19 protein-coding genes and 4 pseudogenes are annotated in these 24,998 nt (G+C 69.9%); 10 read left to right on the top strand and 13 right to left on the bottom strand.

The window, feature by feature from the left end; translation table 11 throughout:
- Positions 1-95: 95 nt before the first annotated feature.
- A pseudogene (locus ABZZ38_RS23305) lies at positions 96-360 on the bottom strand (LacI family DNA-binding transcriptional regulator); the annotation flags it as partial.
- A 126-nt stretch (positions 361-486) separates the two neighbouring features.
- Between ABZZ38_RS23305 and rhaI the strand changes: the two are divergent.
- The 4 genes and pseudogenes from rhaI to ABZZ38_RS23285 all read left to right on the top strand — a co-directional run bounded on the left by rhaI (position 487) and on the right by ABZZ38_RS23285 (position 6,148).
- Positions 487-1,656, top strand: a complete 1,170-nt coding sequence (rhaI, locus tag ABZZ38_RS23300; protein WP_356743067.1) for an L-rhamnose isomerase — start codon at positions 487-489, stop codon at positions 1,654-1,656.
- Between the two features lie 72 nt (positions 1,657-1,728).
- A pseudogene (locus ABZZ38_RS23295) lies at positions 1,729-3,771 on the top strand (bifunctional aldolase/short-chain dehydrogenase); the annotation flags it as partial.
- Between the two features lie 146 nt (positions 3,772-3,917).
- Positions 3,918-5,447 (top strand): rhamnulokinase family protein, encoded by a 1,530-nt coding sequence (locus ABZZ38_RS23290; protein WP_356743065.1) that lies wholly within the window; start codon positions 3,918-3,920, stop codon positions 5,445-5,447.
- A complete protein-coding gene (locus tag ABZZ38_RS23285) occupies positions 5,447-6,148 on the top strand; it encodes a (Fe-S)-binding protein (RefSeq protein ID WP_356743061.1) in 702 nt (233 codons plus the stop codon). The genes ABZZ38_RS23290 and ABZZ38_RS23285 overlap by 1 nt, the downstream gene beginning before the upstream one ends.
- A 114-nt stretch (positions 6,149-6,262) precedes the next feature.
- Here ABZZ38_RS23285 and ABZZ38_RS23280 read toward each other — a convergent pair whose 3' ends face one another.
- Positions 6,263-7,090 carry a hypothetical protein gene (locus ABZZ38_RS23280; RefSeq protein ID WP_356743059.1) on the bottom strand — a complete coding sequence of 276 codons (828 nt, stop codon included), beginning with the start codon at positions 7,088-7,090 and terminating at the stop codon, positions 6,263-6,265.
- A 232-nt stretch (positions 7,091-7,322) separates the two neighbouring features.
- Positions 7,323-8,111, bottom strand: coding sequence for a group II intron maturase-specific domain-containing protein (locus ABZZ38_RS23275; RefSeq protein WP_356743057.1), 789 nt, complete (start codon positions 8,109-8,111; stop codon positions 7,323-7,325).
- A 183-nt stretch (positions 8,112-8,294) separates the two neighbouring features.
- On the opposite strand from ABZZ38_RS23275, the gene ABZZ38_RS23270 reads away from it, so the two are divergent.
- From ABZZ38_RS23270 to ABZZ38_RS23260, 3 genes and pseudogenes are all read left to right on the top strand, one after another.
- Positions 8,295-9,194, top strand: a complete 900-nt coding sequence (locus tag ABZZ38_RS23270; RefSeq protein WP_356743055.1) for an alpha/beta hydrolase — start codon at positions 8,295-8,297, stop codon at positions 9,192-9,194.
- A 358-nt stretch (positions 9,195-9,552) separates the two neighbouring features.
- Positions 9,553-9,722 (top strand): annotated as a pseudogene (locus ABZZ38_RS23265) (IS5/IS1182 family transposase); the annotation flags it as partial.
- A 134-nt stretch (positions 9,723-9,856) separates the two neighbouring features.
- Positions 9,857-10,249 carry a hypothetical protein gene (locus ABZZ38_RS23260; RefSeq protein WP_356743053.1) on the top strand — a complete coding sequence of 131 codons (393 nt, stop codon included), beginning with the start codon at positions 9,857-9,859 and terminating at the stop codon, positions 10,247-10,249.
- A gap of 795 nt (positions 10,250-11,044) precedes the next feature.
- Here the strand turns inward: ABZZ38_RS23260 and ABZZ38_RS23255 are convergent.
- Positions 11,045-11,194, bottom strand: coding sequence for a hypothetical protein (locus ABZZ38_RS23255; RefSeq protein WP_356743051.1), 150 nt, complete (start codon positions 11,192-11,194; stop codon positions 11,045-11,047).
- Between the two features lie 373 nt (positions 11,195-11,567).
- Here ABZZ38_RS23255 and ABZZ38_RS23250 point away from each other — a divergent pair, with 373 nt between their 5' ends.
- Positions 11,568-12,629: a helix-turn-helix domain-containing protein gene (locus ABZZ38_RS23250; RefSeq protein WP_356743049.1), complete on the top strand. Its 1,062-nt coding sequence runs from the start codon at positions 11,568-11,570 to the stop codon at positions 12,627-12,629.
- Between the two features lie 999 nt (positions 12,630-13,628).
- On the opposite strand, the pseudogene ABZZ38_RS23245 reads toward ABZZ38_RS23250, so the two are convergent.
- From ABZZ38_RS23245 to ABZZ38_RS23220, 6 genes and pseudogenes are all read right to left on the bottom strand, one after another.
- Positions 13,629-15,061 (bottom strand): annotated as a pseudogene (locus ABZZ38_RS23245) (SPFH domain-containing protein).
- 73 nt (positions 15,062-15,134) lie between these two features.
- Positions 15,135-15,644, bottom strand: a complete 510-nt coding sequence (locus ABZZ38_RS23240; protein WP_356743047.1) for a hypothetical protein — start codon at positions 15,642-15,644, stop codon at positions 15,135-15,137.
- 543 nt (positions 15,645-16,187) lie between these two features.
- A complete protein-coding gene (nhaA, locus tag ABZZ38_RS23235) occupies positions 16,188-17,573 on the bottom strand; it encodes a Na+/H+ antiporter NhaA (RefSeq protein WP_356743045.1) in 1,386 nt (461 codons plus the stop codon).
- A 24-nt stretch (positions 17,574-17,597) separates the two neighbouring features.
- Complete coding sequence (locus ABZZ38_RS23230) at positions 17,598-18,230, bottom strand: DUF3040 domain-containing protein (protein ID WP_356743043.1); 633 nt, start codon at positions 18,228-18,230, stop codon at positions 17,598-17,600.
- 17 nt (positions 18,231-18,247) lie between these two features.
- Entirely contained in the window at positions 18,248-19,036 is a 789-nt protein-coding gene (locus ABZZ38_RS23225) for a slipin family protein (RefSeq protein ID WP_356743041.1), read from the bottom strand.
- On the bottom strand, positions 19,033-20,328 hold the full coding sequence (locus tag ABZZ38_RS23220) for an NfeD family protein (protein WP_356743039.1): 1,296 nt from the start codon (positions 20,326-20,328) through the stop codon (positions 19,033-19,035). The genes ABZZ38_RS23225 and ABZZ38_RS23220 overlap by 4 nt, the downstream gene beginning before the upstream one ends.
- Positions 20,329-20,540: 212 nt before the next feature.
- Here ABZZ38_RS23220 and ABZZ38_RS23215 point away from each other — a divergent pair, with 212 nt between their 5' ends.
- Complete coding sequence (locus ABZZ38_RS23215) at positions 20,541-21,692, top strand: helix-turn-helix domain-containing protein (RefSeq protein WP_356743037.1); 1,152 nt, start codon at positions 20,541-20,543, stop codon at positions 21,690-21,692.
- A gap of 25 nt (positions 21,693-21,717) precedes the next feature.
- On the opposite strand, the gene ABZZ38_RS23210 is transcribed toward ABZZ38_RS23215, so the two are convergent.
- From ABZZ38_RS23210 to ABZZ38_RS23200, 3 genes are all read right to left on the bottom strand, one after another.
- Positions 21,718-22,341, bottom strand: coding sequence for a PH domain-containing protein (locus ABZZ38_RS23210; protein WP_356743035.1), 624 nt, complete (start codon positions 22,339-22,341; stop codon positions 21,718-21,720).
- Positions 22,342-22,519: 178 nt separating this feature from the next.
- Complete coding sequence (locus ABZZ38_RS23205) at positions 22,520-22,900, bottom strand: hypothetical protein (RefSeq protein WP_356743033.1); 381 nt, start codon at positions 22,898-22,900, stop codon at positions 22,520-22,522.
- Between the two features lie 204 nt (positions 22,901-23,104).
- Positions 23,105-24,361: a cation:proton antiporter gene (locus tag ABZZ38_RS23200; RefSeq protein WP_356743031.1), complete on the bottom strand. Its 1,257-nt coding sequence runs from the start codon at positions 24,359-24,361 to the stop codon at positions 23,105-23,107.
- Positions 24,362-24,585: 224 nt separating this feature from the next.
- Between ABZZ38_RS23200 and ABZZ38_RS23195 the strand changes: the two genes are divergently transcribed.
- Complete coding sequence (locus ABZZ38_RS23195; RefSeq protein ID WP_356743029.1) at positions 24,586-24,990, top strand: transposase; 405 nt, start codon at positions 24,586-24,588, stop codon at positions 24,988-24,990.
- The last annotated feature ends 8 nt before the right edge of the window (positions 24,991-24,998 follow it).

Below are 24,998 nucleotides of genomic sequence, written 5' to 3'. Positions count from 1 at the left end.
CGCACGGCGCATTCCGCCGCGAAGGGCGGAGTGATCGCCCTGACCCGCCGGCTCGCCGCCGAAGGCGCCGCGCACGGCGTCCGCGCCAACTGCGTCATGACGAGCAGCCCGAGCATGCGGCTCCGTCCGGCGCGCAGCTGCCGCGCCGACTCGCTCCGGACGTACCCCAGACGGTCGATCGCGGCGTGGACACGAGCGCGGACCTCGCCCGAAACCCGCTCGGGTCTGTTCAGGACCGTTGGAGACCGTGCCTACGGAGACGCCCGCCTGGCGCGCCACCTCCTTGATGCCCACCGCTGCCGACCGTCCGTTCACTGCGGTTCTATGCAACCGCCATCGTAGGCCGCCGCACCTTCCCATTGAATGAATCCTTTCACATTCAGGCACTCCTAGCTTCTTGACCGATCAACACAGTCATGCTTCCGTAGCGATGAAACGATTCATCCGCCGACGCGAACAGCGCGGCCATGGTTACGAGGTTGCCCAATGACTGTCGTACGGGACGCCGTGAAGGCCGCGCTCAAGGCCCAGAGCATCGAGACCCCCTCCTGGGGCTACGGGAACTCCGGCACCCGCTTCAAGGTGTTCGCTCAGCCCGGCATCCCGAGGACTCCGTGGGAGAAGCTCGCCGACGCGGCGAAGGTCCACGAGTTCACCGGTGCCGCCCCGAGGGTGTCCCTGCACATCCCGTGGGACCGGGTCGAGGACTACACCGCCCTCGCCGCGTACGCGAAGGACCGCGGTCTGGAGCTGGGCGCGATCAACTCCAACACCTTCCAGGACGACGACTACCGGCTCGGCAGCGTCTGCCACCCCGACCCGAAGGTCCGCCGCAAGGCCGTCGACCACCTGCTGGAGTGCGTCGACATCATGGACGCCACCGGGTCGTCGGACCTGAAGCTGTGGTTCGCCGACGGTACCAACTACCCGGGCCAGGACGACATCCTCGCCCGCCAGGACCGGCTCGCCGAGTCCCTCGCCGAGGTGTACGAGCGGCTCGGGGAGGACCAGCGGATCCTGCTGGAGTACAAGTTCTTCGAGCCGGCCTTCTACACCACCGACGTGCCGGACTGGGGCACCGCGTACGCCCACTGCCTCAAGCTCGGCCCCAAGGCGCAGGTCGTCGTCGACACCGGCCACCACGCCCCCGGCACCAACATCGAGTTCATCGTGGCCTTCCTGCTCCGCGAGGGGAAGCTCGGCGGCTTCGACTTCAACTCCCGCTTCTACGCCGACGACGACCTGATGGCCGGCGCGGCCGACCCCTTCCAGCTCTTCCGGATCCTGCACGAGGTGGCCAAGAACGGCGGTCTGGACGTCTCAGGGAACGTCGCCTTCATGCTCGACCAGTGCCACAACATCGAGGCCAAGATCCCGGCCGTCATCCGCTCCGTGATGAACGTCCAGGAAGCCACCGCGAAGGCCCTGCTCGTCGACCTCGACGCGCTCACCGCAGCCCAGCGTGCCGGTGACGTGCTCGCCGCCAACGCCGTGCTGATGGACGCGTACAGCACCGATGTCCGCCCCCTCCTGCGAGAGGTGCGCGAGGAGCAGGGGCTGAACCCCGACCCCGTCGCCGCCTACGCCGCCTCCGGATGGCAGGACCAGATCGTTGCCGAGCGCGTCGGCGGCGAGCAGGCCGGCTGGGGGGCCTGAACCCGCGGCCGTCCCGCGCAGGCGCTCTCCACCCTCTCCTCCCCCGCAGCCTCGAACCCGAAGGACCGATCGCACATGGCCACCCACCCCGAAGTCGCCGCGCTCCTCGACCGCGCGCGCCGGCTGGGCTCCGACCCCCGCAACACCAACTACGCAGGCGGCAACGCCTCCGCCAAGGGCACCGTCACCGACCCCGTCACCGGCTCGGACACCGAGCTGATGTGGGTGAAGGGGTCCGGCGGCGACCTCGGCACCCTCACCGAGGACGGTCTCGCCGTCCTGCGACTCGACCGGCTCCGGGCTCTCAAGGACGTGTACCCGGGCGTGGACCGCGAGGACGAGATGGTCGCCGCCTTCGACTACTGCCTGCACGGCAAGGGCGGCGCCGCGCCGTCCATCGACACCGCCATGCACGGCCTGGTGGACGCCGCACACGTCGACCACCTCCACCCGGACTCCGGCATCGCGCTCGCCTGCGCGGCGGACGGCGAGGCCCTGACGAAGGAGTGCTACGGCGGCAAGGTGGCCTGGGTGCCGTGGCGCCGCCCGGGCTTCCAGCTCGGCCTGGACATCGCGGCGGTCAAGGAGGCCCACCCCCAGGCCGTCGGCGTGATCCTCGGCGGACACGGAATCACTGCCTGGGGCGCGAGCGCCGAGGAGTGCGAGACCAACGCCCTGTGGATGATCCGCACCGCGGAGACCTTCCTCGCGGACCGCGGCAAGGAGCAGCCGCTCGGGGATCCGCTGACCGGCTACGCGGCGCTGGGCGACGGGGAGCGACGGAAGCGGGCCGCCGCGCTCGCTCCCGTCATCCGCTCGCTGGCCTCGCAGGACCGCCCGCGGGTCGGTCACTTCACGGACACGGATGTCGTCCTCGACTTTCTCGCTCACGACCAGCACCCGCGTCTCGCCGCCCTGGGCACGTCGTGCCCGGACCACTTCCTGCGCACCAAGGTCCGCCCGCTCGTCCTGGACCTGCCGCCCACGGCCCCGTTGGACGAGACCGTCGCCCGGCTCAGGGAGCTGCACGCGGAGTACCGCGAGGAGTACGCCGCCTACTACCACCGGCACGCCCTGCCGGACTCCCCCACGATGCGCGGCGCGGACCCGGCGATCGTCCTGGTCCCCGGCGTCGGCATGTTCTCCTTCGGCAAGGACAAGCAGACCGCCCGCGTGGCCGGCGAGTTCTACGTCAACGCGATCAACGTGATGCGCGGCGCCGAGGCGGTGTCGTCGTACGCGCCGATCGAGGAGTCGGAGAAGTTCCGCATCGAGTACTGGGACCTGGAGGAGGCCAAGCTGCAGCGCATGCCGAAGCCGAAGCCACTCGCCACGCGGGTGGCCCTGGTGACGGGTGCGGGCTCGGGCATCGGCAAGGCCATCGCGCACCGGCTGGTCGCCGAGGGCGCCTGTGTCGTCGTCGCCGACCTGAACGGCCAGAACGCCGCAGCGGTCGCCGAAGAGCTGGGCGGCCCTGACAAGGCCGTGGCGGTCACGGTGGACGTCACCTCCGAGGAGCAGATCAGCGCCGCGTTCCGTGAGGCCGTCCTCGCATTCGGCGGAGTCGACCTCGTCGTCAACAACGCCGGCATCTCCGTCTCGAAGCCGCTGCTGGAGACAACGGCCCGGGACTGGGACCTCCAGCACGACATCATGGCCCGCGGCTCCTTCCTCGTCTCCCGCGAGGCCGCCCGGATCATGATCGAGCAGGGGATCGGCGGCGACATCATCTACATCGCCTCCAAGAACGCCGTCTTCGCCGGCCCGAACAACATCGCCTACTCCGCCACCAAGGCCGACCAGGCCCACCAGGTCCGCCTCCTGGCCGCCGAGCTCGGCGAGCACGGCATCCGCGTCAACGGCGTCAACCCCGACGGGGTGGTCCGCGGCTCGGGCATCTTCGCCGCCGGCTGGGGAGCCCAGCGTGCCGCGACCTACGGCATCGAGGAGGAGAAGCTCGGCGAGTTCTACGCCCAGCGCACCCTGCTCAAGCGCGAGGTCCTGCCCGAGCACGTCGCGAACGCCGTCTTCGCCCTCACCGGCGGCGACCTCACCCACACCACGGGCTTGCACGTCCCCGTCGACGCCGGCGTCGCCGCGGCCTTCCTGCGCTGAGGCCCCCTGATCGCCCCGGGGCGGGTGACTGACGCACCCGCCCCGGGTGCCCCCGCGGACCGGCGGCGCAGCGCCGTCCGGAACCCGGCCCTGACACCGGGCCCGGGCGGGCGCCGCCGGTCCCTCTCTCCTCTTCCCGTTCCCCGATGAGCCGCCCGCACCACAGAGGTATCCACGTGACCACCACTCCACCGTCCTCCGCCTTCACGTCCGCGTTCGCCGCGGTCGATCTCGGCGCTACCAGCGGACGGGTGATCGTCGGCCGGGTGGGCCAGGACAACCTCGACCTCACCGAAGTTCACCGCTTTCCCAACACACCGGTGCGACTGCCGGACGGCCTGCGCTGGGACGTCCTGGCCCTGTTTCAGGGCGTTCTCGACGGGCTGCGAGAGGCTGCCCGTTCCGGCGGTGTCGCCTCCATCGGCGTCGACACCTGGGCCGTGGACTACGGGCTGCTCGACGCCGACGGTGCCCTCCTCGGTCACCCGTTCCACTACCGCGACACCCGGACCGACGGCGCCGCCGCCCGTGTCTGGGCCAAGGCCAGCCCCGAGGAGCTCTACGGCATCACGGGCCTGCAGCACCTGCCCTTCAACACGGTCTTCCAGCTCGCCGCGTGCGAAGGCACCGCGCAGCGCGACGCCGCTCGCACCCTGCTCCTCGTCCCCGACCTGCTGATCCACTGGCTGACCGGAACCATCGGAGCCGAGGAGACCAACGCGTCCACCACCGGCCTGTTCGACGCCCGCACCGGCACCTGGTCCAAGGATCTCCTGGAGCGGCTCGCGCTCGACGCCGGCATGTTCCCGCCGCTGCGCTCCCCCGGCGACCCGGCCGGCACCCTGCTCCCTCACGTCGCTTCGTACACGGGGCTCGACGCCCGGACCCCGGTCACAACGGTCGCCTCCCACGACACCGCCTCCGCGATCGCCGCGGTGCCCGCCACGGAGCCCGGCTTCGCGTACATCTCGTGCGGCACTTGGTCGCTGGCCGGCCTCGAACTCGACGCCCCGGTCCTGAACGAGGCCTCCCGGGCAGCGAACTTCACGAACGAGCGCGGCGTCGACGGCACGATCCGCTACCTGCGCAACATCATGGGCATGTGGCTGTTGGAGGAGTGCCGGCGAACCTGGGACAAGGAGAACCTCTCCACCCACGTCCCCACGCTGCTCGCCGACGCCTTCCGGGCCCAGCCGTTCGCCTCCATCGTCGACCCGGACTCCCCGGAGTTCCTCGCCCCCGGCGACATGCCGTCCCGCATCCGCGACTTCTGTGCCCGCACCGGCCAGCGAATCCCCGACAGCCAGGGTGCCGTGGTCCGCTGCATCCTCGAGAGCCTGGCGCTCGCCCACCGCAGCACCCTGCGCCAGGCCGCCGAGCTCGCCGACCGCGACGTCACTCGCATCCACCTCGTCGGCGGAGGATCACGCAACGACCTGCTCTGCCAGCTCACCGCCGACGCCACCGGGCTCCCGGTCGTCGCCGGCCCCACCGAGGCCACCGCGCTCGGCAACATCCTCGTCCAGGCACGGGCCGCCGGTCTGGTCGGCGACCTCGCGGACATGCGCCGACTGATCGCCTCCACCCAGCCCCTGCGGCACTACACCCCGCAGGGTGACAGCGGCTCATGGGACTCGGCCGCCGCCCGACTCGAATCCGCTCCGAGGAACTCCTGATGCGCGTCGCCCTCTTCGCTACCTGCGTCAACGACGCGGTCCACCCCTCCACGGCCATCGCCACCGTGAAGGTCCTGGAACGCCTCGGCGTCGACGTGGACTTCCCCGCCGCCCAGACCTGCTGCGGACAGCCCCAGTACAACACCGGTTACCGCCGCGAGACCGAGCCACTGGTACACCGCATGGTCCAAGCGTTCGAAGGCTACGACTACGTGGTCACCCCATCCGGGTCCTGTGTCGCCATGGTCCGCGACAACTACCCGCGGATCGGACGGAAGGCCCGCGCCGAGGGACGCGGCAGCGCGCTCACGGACGTCGCCGACTCCCTGGTCCCGAGGACGTACGAACTGACGGAGTTCCTCGTCGACGTCCTGGGAGTGACGGACGTGGGCGCGTACTTCCCGCATGCGGTGACCTACCACCCGTCCTGCCACGGACTGCGGATGCTCGGCCTGGGCGACCGCCCGCGCCGGCTCCTGGAGGCAGTGAAAGGGCTGGAGCTGGTGGGCGCAGAGGAGTGCTGCGGCTTCGGCGGCACCTTCGCGGTGAAGAACCCGGACGTCTCGGCGGCGATGGGCGCCGACAAGATCCACAACTCCCTGTCCACCGGAGTTGAGATCCTGTGCGGCGCCGGGCCGCCTGGCGCTGGGAAGCAGTCGATGGCGGCGTGCCAGAACGAGTCCGCCTCATGGTCTCGATAGTCACGGTGGCCCTCGATGAAGCCCCAGATGTCCTTACCCATGCCGCGATGATGCCGGGCTGGCGTCCACCAGCCAGGCATTACTCTCCCCCGGACTTGATCCAGAAGACACTCCCTAGGTCCAGGTGATGGTGATGTGGCCGTGGCCGCCGTCGCCTCCGCCGGCGGCGCCGAAGAGGCTGCCGCCGCCTCCGCCGCCACGCCTGCCGTTGTCGCCGCCGCCTTCTTTGTAGCTGCTGCCGCTGCCGCCGCCGTCACCGCCGACGCGGTTGCCTCCGGAGCCGCCCCGGTTACCGTCGCCGTTACCTCCCTTGTTGCCGGCCTTGACCTCGCCGAGCAGGTTGCACCGGTCGGTGAAGTCACCGCCGCCACCCCGGCCGCCGCCACCCCGGGATGCGCCGCCTCCGCCACCGCCGCCGCCACCGGCGGTGACGAACCCGTCGACGGTGGTTGCGCCTCCGCCGCCGCCCGCGCCGCTGCCGTCGGCGCTGTGTTCTTCTCCGGTGCCGCCTGCCCCCGAGTTCCCGCCGACGCGGTTGCCCGCAGGGGTGGCGCCCCGGCCGCCCACACCGCTATCGCCGGGCGTCCCGGTCGTAGCGGCTGTGGCGCCGATACCGCCGGCGCCGTTCGCCCCGGCACGGTTATGGAACTTTCCGCCTCCGCCTCCACCGGCCACGAAGCCGCGGATGGTGCCGCCCGCGAAGTTCTTCAGTTCGCAAACGACCCGGCCGCCGCCTCCACCGCCCCCGCCCCCGCCGTAGGCGCCGCCCCCGCCCCCGCCCGCGCCCATGGCGGTGATCGTGACCTTGGCGCCGGCTGGAATGCGAGGCGAGGTGAAAGCACCACTGGCCTCCCGCTCGAACTTCCCTTCGGCTGGTGCGTCGGCACCGGCCGCTGCGGGCAGGGCCATGAGACTGCCGACGGCCAAGGCGGCTGCGGCCATCAGACCGCGGTAGGAAAATCGGGGGGTACGACTGTGCATGGGCTCCACCGTTTCGAGGTCAGGGGCGTTCGGGCCAGCCGGTTGAGTAACCGGCCCCCGGGGCACCCAGATGGCCAACAGGCGACCCGGCGTGCAGGACACCGGGACTCACTCCAACGAGGATCTGTCGTTGGTGAACTCATGGAGGCACTCGCCATCAAGGCCGGGCCACCAATCTCGGGTCCCTGGCCGGTCACCGCGCGGTGACCGCTGCGGAGCGCTCCGATGACCCGGTCGTCATAGCACGTGCCGCCCGCCACCTGGCCGACGCGATGAGCGCCGACGGACAGCCCCACGCGGTGGCTGCAATCGCGGACACTGCTGCGGACCGCCTCGGCCCCGACCTCGTCGGCCGGGGTCCGGCCGGCACGAGGGGGAGGAGGTTTCTCCCCTCCCGGCGGGTTGAGTCGACCCGGAGCGCGAATCCGGTGTTGACCACCGGCCCGTCTCTCCGCGCCGCTCTGCGAACCGGCGTGCGGCTCTCACCGCACTGGGCTCTCTGCGGACTCTGCCCTTCGGGCGTGGTTGGAGTGGCCCAGGGATTGGGTATCGTGTTGCCGCGATATCGGTAGCGAGTGATCGCCACCGTCGAAATGTCGAACAACCCGATCCCGTCCGTCGACGGTCGCTCCCGCCGACCGCTGTGGTCGGTGAAACACCGACGAACGTCCTTCTTGCTCCAGCGGTGCAGCACCATCCACCACCTCATCACCCGACGCCATACGAAGCGTTGGATGACCTTCAAGGTGGTCTTCGGGACTGCGTGCTTGAAGTAGTTAGCCCAGCCGCGCATGATCTGGTTGAGCCTGATCAGCACGGTCCTCGGGTCCATCTGCGACGTTCTGTTCGTTAGGGCACGGATCTTGTCCTTCAGCTGCCGGATGGGCCGCGCAGCGATGAAGGTGCAGACGTACCACTTGTCCGATCCGCGCTTGCGGCTCCTCTGGATGCGGAACCCAAGGAAGTCGAACCCTTCCGACATGCGCACCACCTTCGTCCTGCCTCAGAGAGGCGAAGACCCATCGGTTTCAGCACGTCGGAGATTTTCTCGCGCAGTGCTTCGGCATGTGATCGGAAGACCATGCCCGGTAACTGCGTCATGCATCGACCCTACAACGCTGGGTATGCAGGACGGATCTGCCGGGCGAGAGGAGGAGGGACGCTCATGTTCGAGGGCTGCACGCTGGAACACATCGATGTCGGGCCCGTCGTCCTACGGGTGCGTCACGGCGGCGCCGGACCTGCGGTCGTCCTTTTGCACGGTCACCCCTGCACTCACGCCACGTGGCACGAGGTGGCGGTCGCGCTCGCCGACCAGTTCACCGTCGTCTGCCCGGACCTGAGGGGATACGGCGGCTCGGGCGTGCCAGCGGACCAGCCCGAACATGCCCAGATGTCAAAGAAGGCCATGGCAGGGGATGTTGTCTCCCTCATGCACAGGCTGGGACACCGTCGCTTCGCCGTGGTGGGACACGACCGCGGCGCCCTCGTCGGGTTCCGCCTGGCACTGGACCACCCCGAGGCAGTGAGCCACCTGGTGAACATCGGCGGCCCTCCGGCCTACGACGCCCTGCGGCTGGCTGACGAACGGTTCGCCCGCAAGTGGTGGCATTGGTTCTTCCTCGGCCAGACCGAGAAACCGGCGGAGGAGTTCATCAACCGTGATCCCGACGCCTGGTACGGCGGCAAGCCCGACCACTGTGCGGACGAGGTGTTCAGCGAGTACCGCACAGCCCGACACGATCCCCGGGTCGTGCACGCCATGTGCGAGGACTACCGAGCGGGACTGACGGCCGACCGACGAGATGACGAGGCGGACAAGGCGGCGGGCAGGAAGATCAACTGCCCCATCCTCGTGGTGTGGGGCAAACACGACGACCTGCCCGACCTCTACGGCGACCCGGCCGAGCCCTGGCACGACTGGGCCACCGACGTCCACTCCCGGGAGCTGGACGCAGGGCACCACGTACAGGAGGAGCGCTCTGCGGAACTCACCGAAACCCTCAAGTTCTTCCTGCAGGAGACGGCCCGCCGAGGCATGCTCGCGCACCCGACAGACCATTGAACCCGATAATCATCTGAGCTCGTCGGCCAGCTTCTCGGTCCCGCGCCAGTGTGATGACGGAGCTCGATTACACGGGTCCGACCGCTGGCCCGGTCTCCCCACCCGGCCTCCGCAGTGCCCACGGGGCGAACGGCCAGGCGACGACCCAGCCGCCGGGCGGCAGAGGTACTGGCCAGCGGCTTCTCCCCCGAGCACTCCGCCCACGACGGGACCAACGCGGAAGCGCGCCCGCAGAGACGGGACACTTCAGGCGGTATGACTAGGACTTGGCCGGGCGATCATGTGACTGCTCCGTGTCCGGGTCGTTGTTCCGGCCATGCGGCGGGGGCGTGACTGGAATTGGTCGTACTGGCGAGTTAGGTCGAGGCGCGGGCCGGGCCGCCGGCGATCAGGGAGACCCAGCCACCACCAGCGCGCCGTCCTTCTCCCGGCGGGTCTCCGGCAGTGGCCACGCGTTTCGACAAGAGGGCGTACGTCTTTCACGGCACCGTGGTCGTCGCAGCCCTGCGCCTCTGGCTTTGCGCATGACCCGCCAACAACCTAGCGCGAGCCGAGGAACTCGATCGTCCGCTGGGTCAGGAGCTTGGCAGCGTTCGGGTCGTAGGACGGCAGCGAATGGTCCGCGAAGAGATGCTGGTCTCCGGGATACGGTCGCGCACCACGTGAGCGTCCTGGTCGACGCCCAGTTGCTGAAGGTCGTGCGGACCCGCCGGGTGCGGGCCATCGAGGAACGTTTCTACGGCCGCTCCGCGCGCATCTTTCGGGTTGGCGCCGTAAGCCCGACGGACGGGGGCGTCACGCCGCACTGCACCAACGATCTCGCCACGGCCGCAGCCGAGTCAGCCCCGGCGCACCAGGCAGATCAACTGTCCTCGATCGTGCGGCATGTGCGGATCCCGCAGGAGCAGGCCCGCGAGTTCTGGGCACGGGTCCTGGAACTCGCCAACGATTACGCGCAACTGCCGCGCGGAGGCAATGTGGTGTACGGCTTCGCAGCCGGGCTCTACCCGACCGACTATCCGGCGCTACCAGAGGCAGAGTCTGCGGCGGACTGACCTGCCCACTGCGATGTCGCGCACTCCCGGCCGATGTCGTGCATCGGGTGGAGTCCACTGAGCCTCCGTTAACTTGAGGCTGCAGGTCAAAAGGGGTGGCGTGACTGCCTTCCGAGGTGCTCTCGCTGGTCGTGGGCGGCAGCCTGCGGAGTAGATCGTCTGCCAGCGCGGTCGGTTCGCCTGTTCCTGCTCTTGTGGCCGGGTGGCTTTCTACGCTCCGGTGCATGTTGGATCCCGAGCTGCTGGAACGGATCACCGCGCGCGCACGGAGCTGGACGAACTCGAAGAACAGCTGGTCAGACAGTCGGCGGCGGTGAGGGTCGAGCGGGACGAACTCGCCGTCGCCGAGAAGGCTCTTGAGCGGATGAGCGATCAGCTCGCCGACGAGCGCGCCTCGGCCTCGCCGACGTGCGAGCAGGTGGGTGGGCAGGCGGTGATGCCGGTCCCGCACCGCGCACCAGACGTGGAGGACGCCGCGCTCCCACCCGACTACCAGCGCATCGTTGCCGTTGTGCGACAGGCCGCCGGACCGGTCATGGCCCGACAGGTCGGCGAAGTGTTGGGAGTGGACGTCAGCGTGCGGGCGAAGCTGGAACCGTTACGCGGGAAGCTGGTCAGACTGGCTGACCGCGGCTGGCTGCTCAAAATGCCCGATGGCCGGTTCACCATCCGCCTTTGCTGGTGCCTATCAGTGCAGCTGGCTGCGCCTCGTGGCCCCGGCTGGGTGAGGACCGAGTGCACCCGCGGTCCGTGTGCAGGGCCACAGGCCCCGCACACGGTGCCCCCGGGAGCGGGTCAGGCGCGCTGGATCTTCCAGAGGGTGACGTCCGCAGCGCGGTTGAAGTAGGGGTTGGAGTCCACTTCGAAGCGGGCACCGCCGACGGTGCCGTTGCCGTTGGTCTCCAGGAAGCCGCCGCGTCCCTGGTAGGTGTTCCACAGCAGCACGGTGTCGTTGAAGCGGACCAGGCCGTCATGGGGGCTGGTGGTCTGGTCGAAGATCTGCCAGCGGCTGCTGTTCTCGTCGCGGTCCTTGCCTCAGGCGGTGGTGACGTCGTAGAGGTTGCCGGCGTTCTTCTGGTCATGGATACGGTCGCCGCAGTGCAGCTCCTTGGCCATGCGGTTGGTTCCCTGGCATCGATGTCTGGACCGGCCCCCGGCCTGGTCATGCTGACAGGGCGGTACACCTGTTCGCGTTGCCGTCTACCGGCAATATTCACAGCCCCTTGATGCCGGTGACTGCCCGCCTGCGCACGCGTGTCACCCTTGACGTCCACGCGTCAGGAACACCTCATCGGCGCGTCAAGAACAGGGAGGGGTCATGGCGGAGCAGCACTCAGCCGAGGAGTATCTGGAGGGGTATGCCCAGATACTCACCGGTGCCTGCGCCACGGGCAGGCGGCTGACCCGAGGCGAGCTGGAAGCGCTGCGCGCACAGGGCGAGCGGGCTGCCGAGGCCGGCCTCGGCCTGCGCCTCCTGGTACGGGCACACCTGTCCGCCGCCCAGGACGTACGGGCGAGCCTGCGCGGTGCGGCCCCCAACCACCTTCTCGCGGCAGTGGAGCAGGCCGTGGACGCCTTCTCGGAAGGGCATGAGCGGGCGCAGCGGCTCGCCATCCGCCAGGAGGAGGCGGCCCGCCGCGAGTTCATCGACGACCTGCTCCACGGCCGCAGCGACCTCGGCCGCCTCGCGGAGCGGGCCGAGCGCTTCGGCCTGTTGCTGTCCCACGCCCACGCGGTCGCCGTGGCTCAGGGACCGGAGCCCTACGACGACGGCTACGCGGTCACCCGCGGCATCCAGGCCTCCCTCGGAGGCCGTTTCGGGGACCGCCGGATCCTGCTGACCACGAAGAACGGCAGACTCATCTGCATCGCGCCCGGCGACCAGGCCGACGTCCTGACCTTCTTCGCCAAGCAGGCGTACGCCGCGACCGATGGCGGCCGGATCGCCATCGGTCGCCCCCACCCTGGCGTCGGCGGAGTCGTCCACTCCTACGAGGAGGCGCTCAATGCCCTCGACCTGGCCGAGCGCATGCAGCTGGACGACCCGGTGCTGCACGCCGCCGACCTTCTCGTCTACCCGGTGCTCACCCGCGACCGCCAGGCCATGGCCGACCTCGTGCGCAGCGTGCTAGGCCCCCTCCAGCAGGCCAGAGGCGGCGCCAAACCGCTCATGGACACCCTCACCGCGTACTTCGACACCGGATGCGTGTCCGCGGAGGCGGCCCGGCGCCTCTCCTTGAGCGTGCGGGCCATGACGTACCGGCTGGAACGCATCCACAAGCTGACCGGCGCCGACCCGGGTGACCCCGTCCACCGCTACACGCTACAGACCGCCGTCATCGGCGCCCGCCTGCTGGACTGGCCCGACCAGGAACTCTGAGCAGTCCGTCAACTCCCGACAGCGTCACCGAACACGACCGCCCGCCACCGCGTCGGGCCGCTCCTCCATGAGCAGGTGCCCGGCACTCTCCACGACGTGCACGCCGACGCCGAGGCCACGGCGCGCGGCTGGCCTCATGGTCCACGGCGGGAGAAAGACGTCATGACGCCCGGTCATGACCACACGGCGTGTGGCGCGCCGGTCGCTCAGAACCGCTGCGGGCAGCGGTGCGGGGGCGAGGCTGCTGTGGCAGCAGGTCGCGACCGTGTCCGTCCAGGTGGCGAGGCTTTCGGGCACGGGACTGCCGGGGCGACCATGTGGTCCAGCAGTTGTCTCGCATGTCGGGCCGACGGGCGTACAAGCCGGGGAACCGTGGCCGGCAGGATCGAAGGGCTGGCCTTGAGGCGAGTGAGACCGGCGGGGGACACCAGGACGCGGCCGGTGATTCTTGACGACGCACAGGCCAACGCGATGGCCCTGCCGAGGGAGTGACCGACTATTATGGCAGGGCACGGGACCGCGCACTCCAGTGCTTCGCTCAGCCAGTTGCCGTACCGGGTCATGCGTCCACGACGTGGCCTGCCCCCCGCTCAGCCCTGGCTGGCCCGGCACATCAAGGACGCCCGTGTGCCGGCCGGCGGACAGTGCGGTGACCGCTGCCAGGGACATCGCCGCGTTCAAGTTGGTTCCCTGCACCAGCACGATGCTCGGCGCGCCACCGGTAGGGGCAGGGCTGGCCGTGACCATGCTGGTGACACCCACTGGCGTCGTCACCTCCGAGCGAGCGTGATCGACCGCCCCGGCGTCGAGCTGCTCGACACACCACCTGCGCACACGTTCCCGGAATCTGTCGTTCTTGTAGACCGACACCGCGTGGCGCATCGAACTCCCTCCCGAATCCACCCCTCCCGCCGTGCCGCATCGTGCTCCAGCACAGGCCGAGGCGGATGCCGGCAGCGAGCACACGCTCCCTTCGCCATCCGCCCCATCCCGGTTGGGTCAGTCGGTGATGTCGATCTTCCCGTTGTGCGACGAGGAGTGCTCCGGTGCGGGCGCCGCACCGCCGGTGCCGGAGGTGATGCCCTTGAGCAGTTGGGCCAGGTCGACGCCGGTGGCGGACTCGAGAAGTTCCATGCCCTGGGTGACGTTGTCCGTGACCGTGCGGGTCAGCCTGCTCGCCCCGTCGGTGGAGATGACCGTCATCTTGTCGATGGCGCTGAGCGGTTCGGCCGCCTTGCCAACGACCTGCGGCAGGACCTCCACCAGCATCTGGAGGACCGCGGCGTCGCCGTACTGGGCGAAGGCGTCGGCCTTCTTGCGCATGGCCTCGGCCTCGGCCGATCCCTTGGCGGCGATCGCGGCGGCCTCAGCCTCGCCCTCGATGCGTACGGCGTCGGCGAGCGCCGCGCGGTGGGCCTTCTCACCCTCACCGGTCAGCCGGGCACGCTGTGCTTCCGCCTCGGCCTCCTTGACCTGGGCGATACGGCGGGCCTCGGCCTCCTGCTCGGCCTGGTAGCGGGCGGCGTCGGCGGGCTTGCGGACCTTGGTGTCGAGCTCGCGGTCGGTGAGCGCGGCCTGCCGCTCGGCGACCTTCTCCTGCTGGCTGAGGATCTCCTGCTGCCGGTCCGCCTCGGCGAGCGGTCCGGCGGCCGCGGCCTTCGCCGCGGCCTCGTCGGTCTCAGCCTTGATCTCGGCCTGCTTGAGCGCGAACGTCCGCTGGGCGATCGCGATCTCCTCCTCGGCCTTCAGCCGGGCCTGCTCGGAGGCCCGGCGGGCGACCGCCTCGGCGATGTCGGCCTCCTGCTTGGCCCGCGCGGCCTCGGGCCGGCCGAGGTCTTCCAGGTAGGAGCCCTCGGTGGTGATGTCCTGGATCTGGAAGGCATCCAAAACCAGGCCCTGCCCCGACAGGCTGGCCTCGGCTTCCTCGGCGACCTGCCCGGCGAACGCGGCCCGGTCGCGGATGATGTCCTCGACCGACATCCGGCCCACGATGGAGCGCAGCGCACCCGACAGCACTTCCTGGGTGAAGCCGACGATGCCGGCCTGTTGCATGAGGAACCGCTGGGCGGCCGCTCGGATGGAGTCCTCACCGCCACCGACCTTGACGATGGCGACACCTTCGAGGTTGGCCTTCACACCACGCAGAGTCACCGCTCCGCGGACGGCGACGGGGATGTGCCGGGAGACAGGTCGAGGGTGAACTTCTGCTGGACGAAGGGCACGACGAAGACGCCGCCGCCGACCACGACCTTCTGGCCGCTGTTGTCGGTGAAGACGCGTCCCGTCTCCGGGTCGGTGGACTTCTTCCCCCGGCGGCCCGTGATGATGAAGGCCTCGCTCGGACCGGCGACCTTGTATCGCGTGATCACGACGAGGGCGAGCAGTACGAGGAGTACGACGACTCCCACCACTGCGATGACGACTGGACTCATGGCGTATCCCTCCTGCCTTCCTGAGGAGGGCAGATTGAGTGGGGTGTTCTAGAGGGAGGGAGGAACGGGCCGGTCAGCGCTCGACGAGACGTACGCGAACCGAACTGGGCGACAGCGCTTCCTCGACCCACACCTCGGCGCCGCGCTGAACGGGATCGTCCGCCTTGGCGGCGAACTTCACCGGCTGGCCGGCCACCCTGAGCAGCACCTCGCCGTAGCCGTCCGCCGGGATGGCCGTGACCACGGACCCAGCGGTGCCGATGAGGTCATCACTGCGAGGAGCCACTGCGCTCCGGTCCCTCATGAGGCTCCGGCTCAGCCTCCAGGTCAGCCACCCGGCGCCGATGCCGGTGAGCGCTCCGGCCGCCGTGGCCGGGCCCGCCCCCAGACCGGTGCTGCCGAGCACGATCGCGCCCGTGAAGCCCAGCATCGAGACGAACCCGGCGATGACCGGCAGCGACAGCCAGCCATCGAAGAGCCCGTCCAAGGCCCCGTCGAAGAAACCTTCCAGCGCTCCGTCCAGGACGAGCGAGGCAGCGAGCAGCACGATCCCCGCTATGCCGAGACCGAGAAACAAGCCCATGCGCGCACCTCCCTACCGCGGGTGATCCCCGAGGTGACCGGATGATCCCACCTGCACGCGCGCGCGTTCATTGCCATCCACCGGCAGTCTTTACGCCTCATTAATGCCGACCTCGTGCGCCGTGGGCGCTTGCGCGTTTGCGGTCGGGCTCAGCATTCGCTGTCACGCACCGCTCGGGCCTCGGACGCGTGGTGCCGGCCGAGTAGTTCGGCCAGGCCCTGGCGGGTGGGGGCCAGGACGGCGCGGTCGTCGGGCTTGAGGACGTATCCGGGGTGGAGGTTCCAGACGAGGCCGGTGGCATGGTGTTCGCCGCCCGACGAGTGCGGGCTCGCCAGGTCGGGGCACCGTCTGACCGTCCCCCCGGCGGCCTGGCTCCTTGAGCGGGCTCGCGCACACCTCGGTCACTGGACCTCCGGCGGACTGCTCACCCTGCGATGGGATACGCGGCGGCCGCGTGGTCGATGCTCGCCGGTGTACTCGTCGCTTCCGTCGTGCACCGCCGCCCGCCTCAGGACTGACCGCCCCCTTCACAGGCGCGGGTCATCACCCGTCGGAGTTGGAGGGGCCGCCAGGGCCGTCACCGCGATCCGGCCCTGCGGCCTCCCCGGGTTCCGGTGAGGAGCCGTGCTGCTGCGCGTGCGCATCGTCTTGCTGGTAGCTGTCCGGGATACCGTCCGCGTTCTCGTCAACCGTCTCCGCCTCGTACAACCGCCGGTATTTGTTGTTCCGCAGCCTCAGCAGCAGGCACGCCACGACGGCGGAGGTCAGTGATCCGAGGAGGACGCCGGCCTTGATGGGCTCCAGCTCGGCCGGGTCGGGGTAGGCCAGTTCGCCGATCAGAAGGGAGACGGTGAAGCCGATGCCGGCCAGCATGGCCACGGCTACGACGTCGGCCCAGGCCAGGTCCGCGCTGAGGCGGGCTCGGGTGAAGCGCACGGCCAGATAGGAGCCGCCGGCGATGCCCACGACCTTGCCGACGGTCAGGCCGAGTGCGACTCCCAGGGGTTCCGGGCGTCCGACGACCTGGCTCAGGGTGTCGCCGGAGATGCTCACTCCGGCCGCGAAGAGAGCGAAGAGCGGGACCGCGACGCCCGCCGACACGGGACGTATCAGGTGGGCGATCCGTTCAGCCGGACGCCTGCCGCTCTCGCCGTCCTTCGCCACGCGCAGGAGCAGCCCCATGGCTACTCCGGCCACGGTGGCGTGCACGCCGCTGGCATGGGTCAGCCCCCAGATGACCAGCGCCAGGGGCAGGTACCAGTACCAGCCGTGCACACGCCTCCGGTCGTGGAGGTGGAAGAACAGCCCGAGGCCGAGTACGGCGGCGATGAGTGCGGGCAGGTGGATCGTCGACGTGTAGAAAATAGCGACGACGACGATGGCCCCGAGGTCGTCGACCACCGCGAGGGTAAGCAGAAAGGCGCGCAGGGCGGAGGGCAGGTGCGTGCTGATCACCGCGAGCACGCCCAGCGCGAAGGCGATGTCCGTGGCCATGGGGACGGCCCAGCCGTTCCACGTACCGCCCATGGACGTGGCGACGAGCCCGTAGACGAGGGCCGGTACGAGCATGCCGCAGGCCGCCGCGACGACGGGCAGGAGGGCGGTTTCCCGATGGCGCAGTTCTCCGATGACCAGCTCGCGCTTGAGTTCGGCGCCGGCGACGAAGAAGAAGATGGTCAGCAGCCCGTCCGCCGTCCAATGGGCCACGGAGAGGTTCAGGCCCAGTGCCTCGATGCCGAAGTGGAAGTCCCGTACCGACTCGTACGCACCGCTCAGCGGCGTGTTCGCCCACACCAGCGCGACGGCCGCCGCGGCGAGGAGGACCATGCCACCGACAGTCTCCGTCCGCAAAGCGTCTGCCACGAAGGTGCGCTCCGGAAGGGGGAGCCGCCCGAGGAAGGTGCGGGTCTTACGGTCGTTCCGAGGCATGCGGCTGACCTCTCCTCTCGCTGATCAGGAAGCGGTTTTCGTAGACGTCGGACCGGCAGATGGCCAGCGGAGGGGAGGCGCACGTTCAGGGCAGTCGGCATACGAGGCGCCGATCGCGCCCGCGGCCGTCTGGTGGTCCGCGATCACCCCGTGCACAACTGACGCCACGGCATCGGCCGACGAATTCTCAGACGGTCCCCCGTCACGTGGCCGAGGCGTCCTTGACGAGGCCCCACCGTCGGTGTCAGGCACAAGTGCGAAGATCCGCCCCGGTCCGTACGGCGGATCAGCGGGGCGCGCCGTGGCGGTGGGAGTCGTGCGCCGCCGCCGCATCGGTGTGCCCGCCGCCGTGCGGCGCTGGACGTGTACCGAGTGGGCCGGAGTGATGCCGTTCGGCGGGCCGTTGTTGTCGTCGGGGGGAGCCTGGCGGCTGAAGATCGCCGTGAGGATCATGCCGACCACCGCCACGAGGGCGAAGACGATGGCCAGCTTCCCATGCCAGTCGTGCTGGGCCTTGTTGCCGCCACGCCCCTCATCACTGCTGTCGGGGAACTGGTGGTTGAGAGTGTCCATCAGCGAGGCAAGCTCGGGGTCCTCCCGGGCGAGATGCCTCTCCATTTCCGCGAGGATGTGCCGGTCGTCCATCGACGGGTTCATGCCGACCTCTCACGCTTTCATGCCGGTACGGGGCGCGGTGCCTGCGGCCCACCGTCGGGCGGCCGGAGCATGTCGACCAGGCGCAGAATCTCCATGGGCAGCGGGGAGCTGAGCGTGGAGTTCCGCTCGGAGGAGACCTCCGCCATGGTGGAGAGGATCCGCAGGTGCATGGCGGCCGGGTGGCCTTCGATCCGTTCGGCGGCGTGCGCGAGGGTCTCCGCTGCCTCGAACTCTCCCTTGGCGTGAATGACTTTGGCGCGCCGGTCGCGTTCGGCCTCGGCCTGCCGGGCCATCGCGCGGCGCATGGCTTCGGGCAGCTCGACGTCCTTGACCTCCACCAGGGTGACCTTGACGCCCCAGGGGTTGGTGACGTCGTCGATGATCTGCTGGAGTCGCTGGTTGATCTCGTCGCGGTTGATCAGCAGTTCGTCGAGGTCGACTTGGCCGAGGATGCTGCGCAGCGTGGTCTGGGCTATCTGTGAGGTGCCCTTGATGTGGTCCTCGATCGCCAGGACCCAGCGGTTGGGGTCGACGACGTTGAAGTACGTCACGGCGTTGACCCGCACCGTGACGTTGTCCTTGGTGATGACGTCCTGCGGCGGGATGTCCATGGTGACGGTCCGCAGGGAGACGCGCACCATTCGGTCCACCACGGGAATGATGACGAACAGTCCCGGCCCTCTGGCGCCGATGATCCGTCCGTGCCGGAAGATCACCCCGCGCTCGTACTCCGGTACCACCTTCACGGCGGCCATCAGCAGCAGGACGGCTGCGCCAAGGATGATGCCGATCAGTCCTGAGTTCATGATCCGTCCTCCTGTTCGGTGTCCCGGCCCTCCTCGGGGTCGGTGCCTTCGACGATCAGGTTGAGCCCTTCGCGTTTCACGACGCGGACGCGCTGGCCCAGGGTGATAGGGGCCTCGCGGCCGCGGACCGTCCACCAGGCGCCTTCGAGCAGCACCTGGCCGGTGCCGGTGCGGGCATCGGCACGGCGCACAACGGCTTCGAGCCCAGCAGCCCCTCGTGCCCGGTGGTGGCGGGGGCCCGGCGGGCACGCCACGCCAGCCGGCCGGCGAGCATTGCGCCGCCGCCCACCACCACGGCGGTGGGCCACAGCACGGCGGGATCCACACCCAGCTCTCCTCGGAAGAGCAGCACGCCGGCGAACACCAGCGACACGGCCCCCGGCGGCGCAGATCCCGACCCCTGGGGTGAGCACTTCCGCGACGAACAGCGCGGCAGCCAGTGCGAGGAGCAGCAGGCCCCCGACGCTGAACGGCAGCACGCTGAGCGCGACGAACCCGGGGACCAGGAGGATCGCTCCCGCGACGCCTCCGAGGCCCATGCCGGGGCCGGCCAGCTCGTAGATCACGGCCAGCGTGCCGATCGACAGGAAGAGGAACGCCAGCTCGGGGCTGGCCAGGAGCTGCCGCAGCTCACCGAAGAACCCGAGGTCGTGCTCCACCACCTGGGCCCCGGCCGTGTGCGGGACGACCTCGTGCGCGGCATCCGCCGGACCGACGACTACCCGGCGGCCGTCCAGCTCGGTGAGAAGGGCCTCCCGGGACGGCGCCACCAGGTCGACCACGTCCGTCCGGCCGGCCTCCTGGTCGGAGACCGCCGTACCCCTGCGCACCATGTCCTCGGCGAACCGCGTGTTCCGCCCTCGCTGCTCGGCGATCGACACCGCGAAGGCGACCGAGTCGTTGACGACCTTGTCGCTCGCCTCTTCGCCCTGGCCGGTCACCGGCGTGCGGGCCCCGATGTGGGTGCCGGGCGCCATGGCGGCGACGTGCGAGGCCATGGCGATGTGGGCGCCCGCGGACGCTGCTCGCGCTCCCGGCGGCGTGACGTGGACGACGACGGGGACGTCCGACGCGAGGAAGTCCTGGACGATCTCTCCGGTGGACTGCAGCAACCCGCCCGGCGTATCCACCTCCACCACATACGCCGCGTGGCGCTCCCGCTCGGCGGTACGCAGCCCTTCGGCGAGGTGATCGGCGACCACCGGGGTGATGGTGTCGTCGACCCGCGTGACGAGGACCGTCGGCGCCTGCGCCGCGCCGAAGGCCGGTGCGGCGAACAGGCAGGCCAGCACGAGCATGAGGATTTGGGCCGGCCTCCGCATCGGGGCTTGGGGGCGGCTTCGAGGCACGGCGCGGTACCCCCTCAAGTCCGGGGCGCGGACCTCGCAGGGTGCGCGTTGTACTCGCGGACTACCCGTGCCAGTCGGCGGGACGCCTGCCGAAGGCGTACAAGGACGGCCGTCTCGTACCGCCATATGTTGCCGACCTACGGCAAAATGGCCCTATGCGGACAGGCAAGCGACGCCTCGATCCACGTACGGCCGCAGCGCAGGATCGTCTGCGACCGACCGATGCGCTGGACCGCTACGCGGAGCAGCTCGCCGGGATCTCCCTGAGCAAACGACGACTGCGTGACGCGGACCTCGCGCCCCTCAAGGACCTGGCGGCGACTGCGGCGGCCGACGGCGTGCCCCTGCGGACCCTCGTCGGCAGCTACCTCACCTCCGCCTGTCACATCTGGACGGAGCTTCCCGGTACGAGGCAGGCGCGGGATCTTGAAGCACTGGAAGAGGTGGTGTCCGCACTCATGCGGGCAGTCGGCGATACGACGGTGGCACTGACCGAGGGGTACGAGACCGCTCACCGAGCCGCCATCCGAGGGGAGGAGGCGACGCGGCGCGAGTTCGTCGACGACCTGCTGGAGGGTCGCACCGACCTCGGCCGGCTCGCCGAGCGGGCCGAGCGCTTCGGTCTCCGCCTGCTCGGCCCCCACGTCGTCGCCGTCGTGCGCGCCCGGGACGCCTTCGGAGCGGGCGATGCGGCCACCCGTTACGTCGAGGAGGCGCTGACCGCCCGGTTCAGCGCCCGGGATGTGCTCACCACCACCAAGGACGGCCTGCTGGTGTGCGTGTCACCGGGCGCGACGGCGAAGGTTCCGCCTTTCCTCGCCGCGACCGTACGGAACGCGGTCGACGAGCAGTACCGGATCGCCGTCAGCCGGCCCCGGCCCGGCCCGAGCGGCATCGTCCGCTCCTACCAGGAGGCCCGCAGCACCCTCGACCTCGCCGCCACACTCGGCCTTGGCCCCCGGGTCGTGGACGCCTCGGACGTCCTGGTCTACCAAGTGCTCGGCAGGGACCGCGCAGCCATCACCGACCTGGTCGCCACGGTGCTGGGCGGGCTGGAAGACGCCCGCGGCGGCCCCCAGCCGCTTCTGGAAACACTGACCGCCTACTTCGCCAGCGGCTGCCTGAACACCACCACGGCGAGACTGCTGGGTCTGAGCGTACGAGCCGTCAGCTACCGGCTCGGCCGGATCCGGCAGCTCACCGGCCACGATCCCACCGATCCCGAACAGCGCTACGTGCTGCAGACCGCCGCACTCGGCGCCCGCCTCCTCGACTGGCCGTCCCGCCCGCTCCAGCCTGCCGACTGACCCGGCCTCCTCCCGGCCGAAGACGTCACCGGTGGAGAAGTTCTGCCGCGGCGAAGAGCGCGACGGCCAGCGGCAGCGTCCACCAGGCGAACGCCCCGCCCGTCACAGCCCGGCCGGCCTGGCCCTTGGGGCGAAGGTCGGGGCGTCTGGACAGCGCCGTCAGCGCGTCCGCCGCCTGCGTGCCGACGCTGGAGCGGCGGAGCGGACGGCTCGCCCACAGTGGCAAGAAGAAGCCGGCCATGGGCACCGGGCCGGGGCCGAGGAACTCGAGGAATCCGTCGCGGCGAAGCTCGACGCGATCGATCACCGACCACGGCACGTATCTCACCGCCCAGAACCTGCGGATGTGCACCCCGTCCAGGTCGGCGGTGATGCGCCACATGCCCAAACGGCAGCACACCCACGCGGCGACCACCGAGGTCCACACCGCGAAGAACAACGGGCCGGGCTGCGGATCGGCCAGAAACCCACCGGCCGGACGATCGACGAACGCCACGAACACAACACACCACCCCGCGGCTGTGACCCCACCGATCCATCCCGCGCGCCAGACGAGCGGCCCGGACGGTGCTTCCATGCCGGCCGCCAGCTCCTCGATGCGCAGCCGCCGCTCCTGCCGCTCCCGCCGCTGTGCGCTGCGCCGGTCCACAGCCGTCACCGTCTACCGCCGAACAGGCGCAGAACCGCGGCGATGACCAGAAGCGCCGCTCCAGCTCCCAGCAGTGGCGAGCCCGGCCCCGGAAGCACGTACATCACACTCCCGGCAACCAGGAGAACCACACCTGCCACGGCCAACCACCGAATGGACGCGCGCCTCGGCCGCCCTGTCACGACGCACATCCCCGTCGGCCGGACGTGGCGGCCGACCAGGGCGTGGGAACGGCGGCTGAGGCCGCCCGCTCCGCCTCACGGCGGCTGAAACGCTCGCAGAGGGCTGCCCCCACAATGAGTCCTTGTGCCGCGAAGACGGTCATGGGCACCAAGGCCATGCGCAGGAGGTTCGCGTTCTCGGCCGGCATTCCGGACAGAGCCGTAAGGGGCGGAACCAGCAGGCCGAGGTACAGAACGAGTGCTGCGATCCCTTTCACCTTGAGCCCGCCGAGCGTGGACTGCCGCCGGATCCACCCCGGCACACGCCCGGCCAGGAATGCCGCGGCGAGAGGCAGCATGATGGCCGACCAGAAGGCCATCCACAGCCAATAGAACATTGTTCTCCTAAAGGACGCGCGGAACCAAGGGGCGGCGGGGAACCTCCGCTGGCGCCTACCGTGATGCGGCGATGGTGACACCGGTTCCGCCCGCCGGTCATTGCCTGTGCACGGCAGTCCTGTCCGCCGTCGGCTGCCGGGCCGTAGCCGACCCGGCACAGGCTGATGCCCGCAGTTCCGGGCTCGACCGTTCGCACGGTGTCATCACCGCGGGCCAGGAGCAGCGGATACGCCGTCGTCCTGGCCCGCGCGGTCGGCCGGCGATCCGTCCCGGCTCTCCGGAATTCCGGCGAGGTCATCGACATGGAACAGCCTGGCGATGGGTACGTCGGTGCTGCTGTGGGCGATGATCGAGAAGGCGATGCAGACGGCGATGAGGGTGTACGCCTGCTCGCCCTGCGGGATCCCGGCCTGCAACACCAGCAGCCCGTAGACGACCGACGCGAACCCCTTGGGCCCGAACCAGGCGGCGACCAGCTTCTCGCGGCGGTCGAAGCGCGTGCCGATCAGCGACAGCAGCAGCGAAGCCGGGCGGATGAGCACGATCGCGAGGAACACCGCGACGTACCCGCCGAAGGACAGATCACCGAAGAGCTGCGGCGTCAGCAGCGCGCCGAAGACGAGCAGGGCGGCGAACTTCGCCAGCTCCGCCAGTGCTTCGCCGAGGGGCTCGAACGCCGTCTTGGCCTGCGGTGATACGGCGACGATCACCGCGCCCGCGGAGAACGCCGCCAGGTAGGGGTTGGCGTGGGTCAGGTGGCACAGGGCGTACAGGGTGATCCCGGTGGCCAGCGGCAGCAGCGGCTGCAGCTTCGGCTCCGCGCCCAGCAGGCGGAAGCGGACGAGCCCGTTGACCAGCAGCGGCAGCAGGACCCCGAAGGCGAGCCCGAGTCCCAGCTCCAGCGCAATCTTCCCGAAGGATGTCTCGGCGTGGCCAGTGGTCGGGCCGGCGGCGACGATGAGGATCAGCACGACTGGGAGCGCGAGTCCGTCGTTGATGCCGCTCTCCACGTTCAGCAGCTGCCGCAGTTTGGAGGGAACCTCCTTGCGGCTCACGATCGCCGAGGCGAACACCGGGTCGGTCGGCGCCAGAACGGCACCGACGAGGAAGGACGTCGTCCAGTCCAGCCCGACCAGGTAGTGGGTCACCAGAGCCATGCCGACGAAGGCGAGCGGCATACCCAGACCCAATGCACGAGCCGGGTTCTTCCAGTTGGCACGCAGCTTGGGGAACGACACGTGCATGCCGTCCGTGAACAGCACCGCGAACAGCGCTAGATCGGCGGTGACCGCCACGATCTCGCTGTCCGGCGTGATGTGGATCAGCCCGAGGAACCCGTCACTGACGAGCGCGCCGCCGACGAGGAACAGGAAAGAGGTGGACAGCACGGTCCGGGCCGCGAGCCCGGAGAGCAGCACCGCGACGAGTAGAGCAGCACCGAAGACGGCTACAAGCACCATGAGCGGAATCCCCCGATCGGCAAGGACAACTGTCCCTTGTTCGCCGACCAGGCTTCCCGGCACACCGCTGCGGATTTTACATGGTTCTTACGCGTTCCTGACAGGTCTGAGACGGGCGTACCCGGTCGGCCCACGCTGCCGGAACGCGACAACCACCGTACATACGGCAGGTCTGACACTCCGGATCCTGGCGGCGCTAGGGTCTGCCGTCAATGTGATCTTGGTTGCTGGAGTATGGCCGGGTGATACGTCGCCATGAACTGACCGCTGCCGAGGGGGACTTCGTGCAGCCGTTGCTGCCCCGGACGTCGATGGGGCGGCCTCGGCTGGATGACCGCCGGAGGATGCTCAACGGGATCGTGTGGAACTTCCGGGCCGGGGTGGCCTGGCGGGCTGTGCCCGAGCGGTACGGATCCTGGGCCGGCCTGCATACCCGTTTCCGCCGCTGGGCGGCGGACGGCACGTTCGACAGGATGCTGCAGACCGCGCAGGCCCGGGTGGACGCGGCCGGGGACGTTGACTGGCCGGTGTCGGTCGACTCCGGCATCGTCCGGGCCCACCAGCACGCGGCCGGCGCTCGAAAAGGGGGCGCCGCAGCCCGGCGCTTGGACGCTCCAGAGGCGGGCTGACCAGCAAG

Origin of the sequence: Streptomyces sp. NPDC006368 (assembly GCF_040612535.1) — a bacterium.
GTDB lineage: Bacteria > Actinomycetota > Actinomycetes > Streptomycetales > Streptomycetaceae > Streptomyces.
Note: the sequence above shows the minus strand (reverse complement) of the source record. Positions and strands in the feature narration are given on the sequence as shown.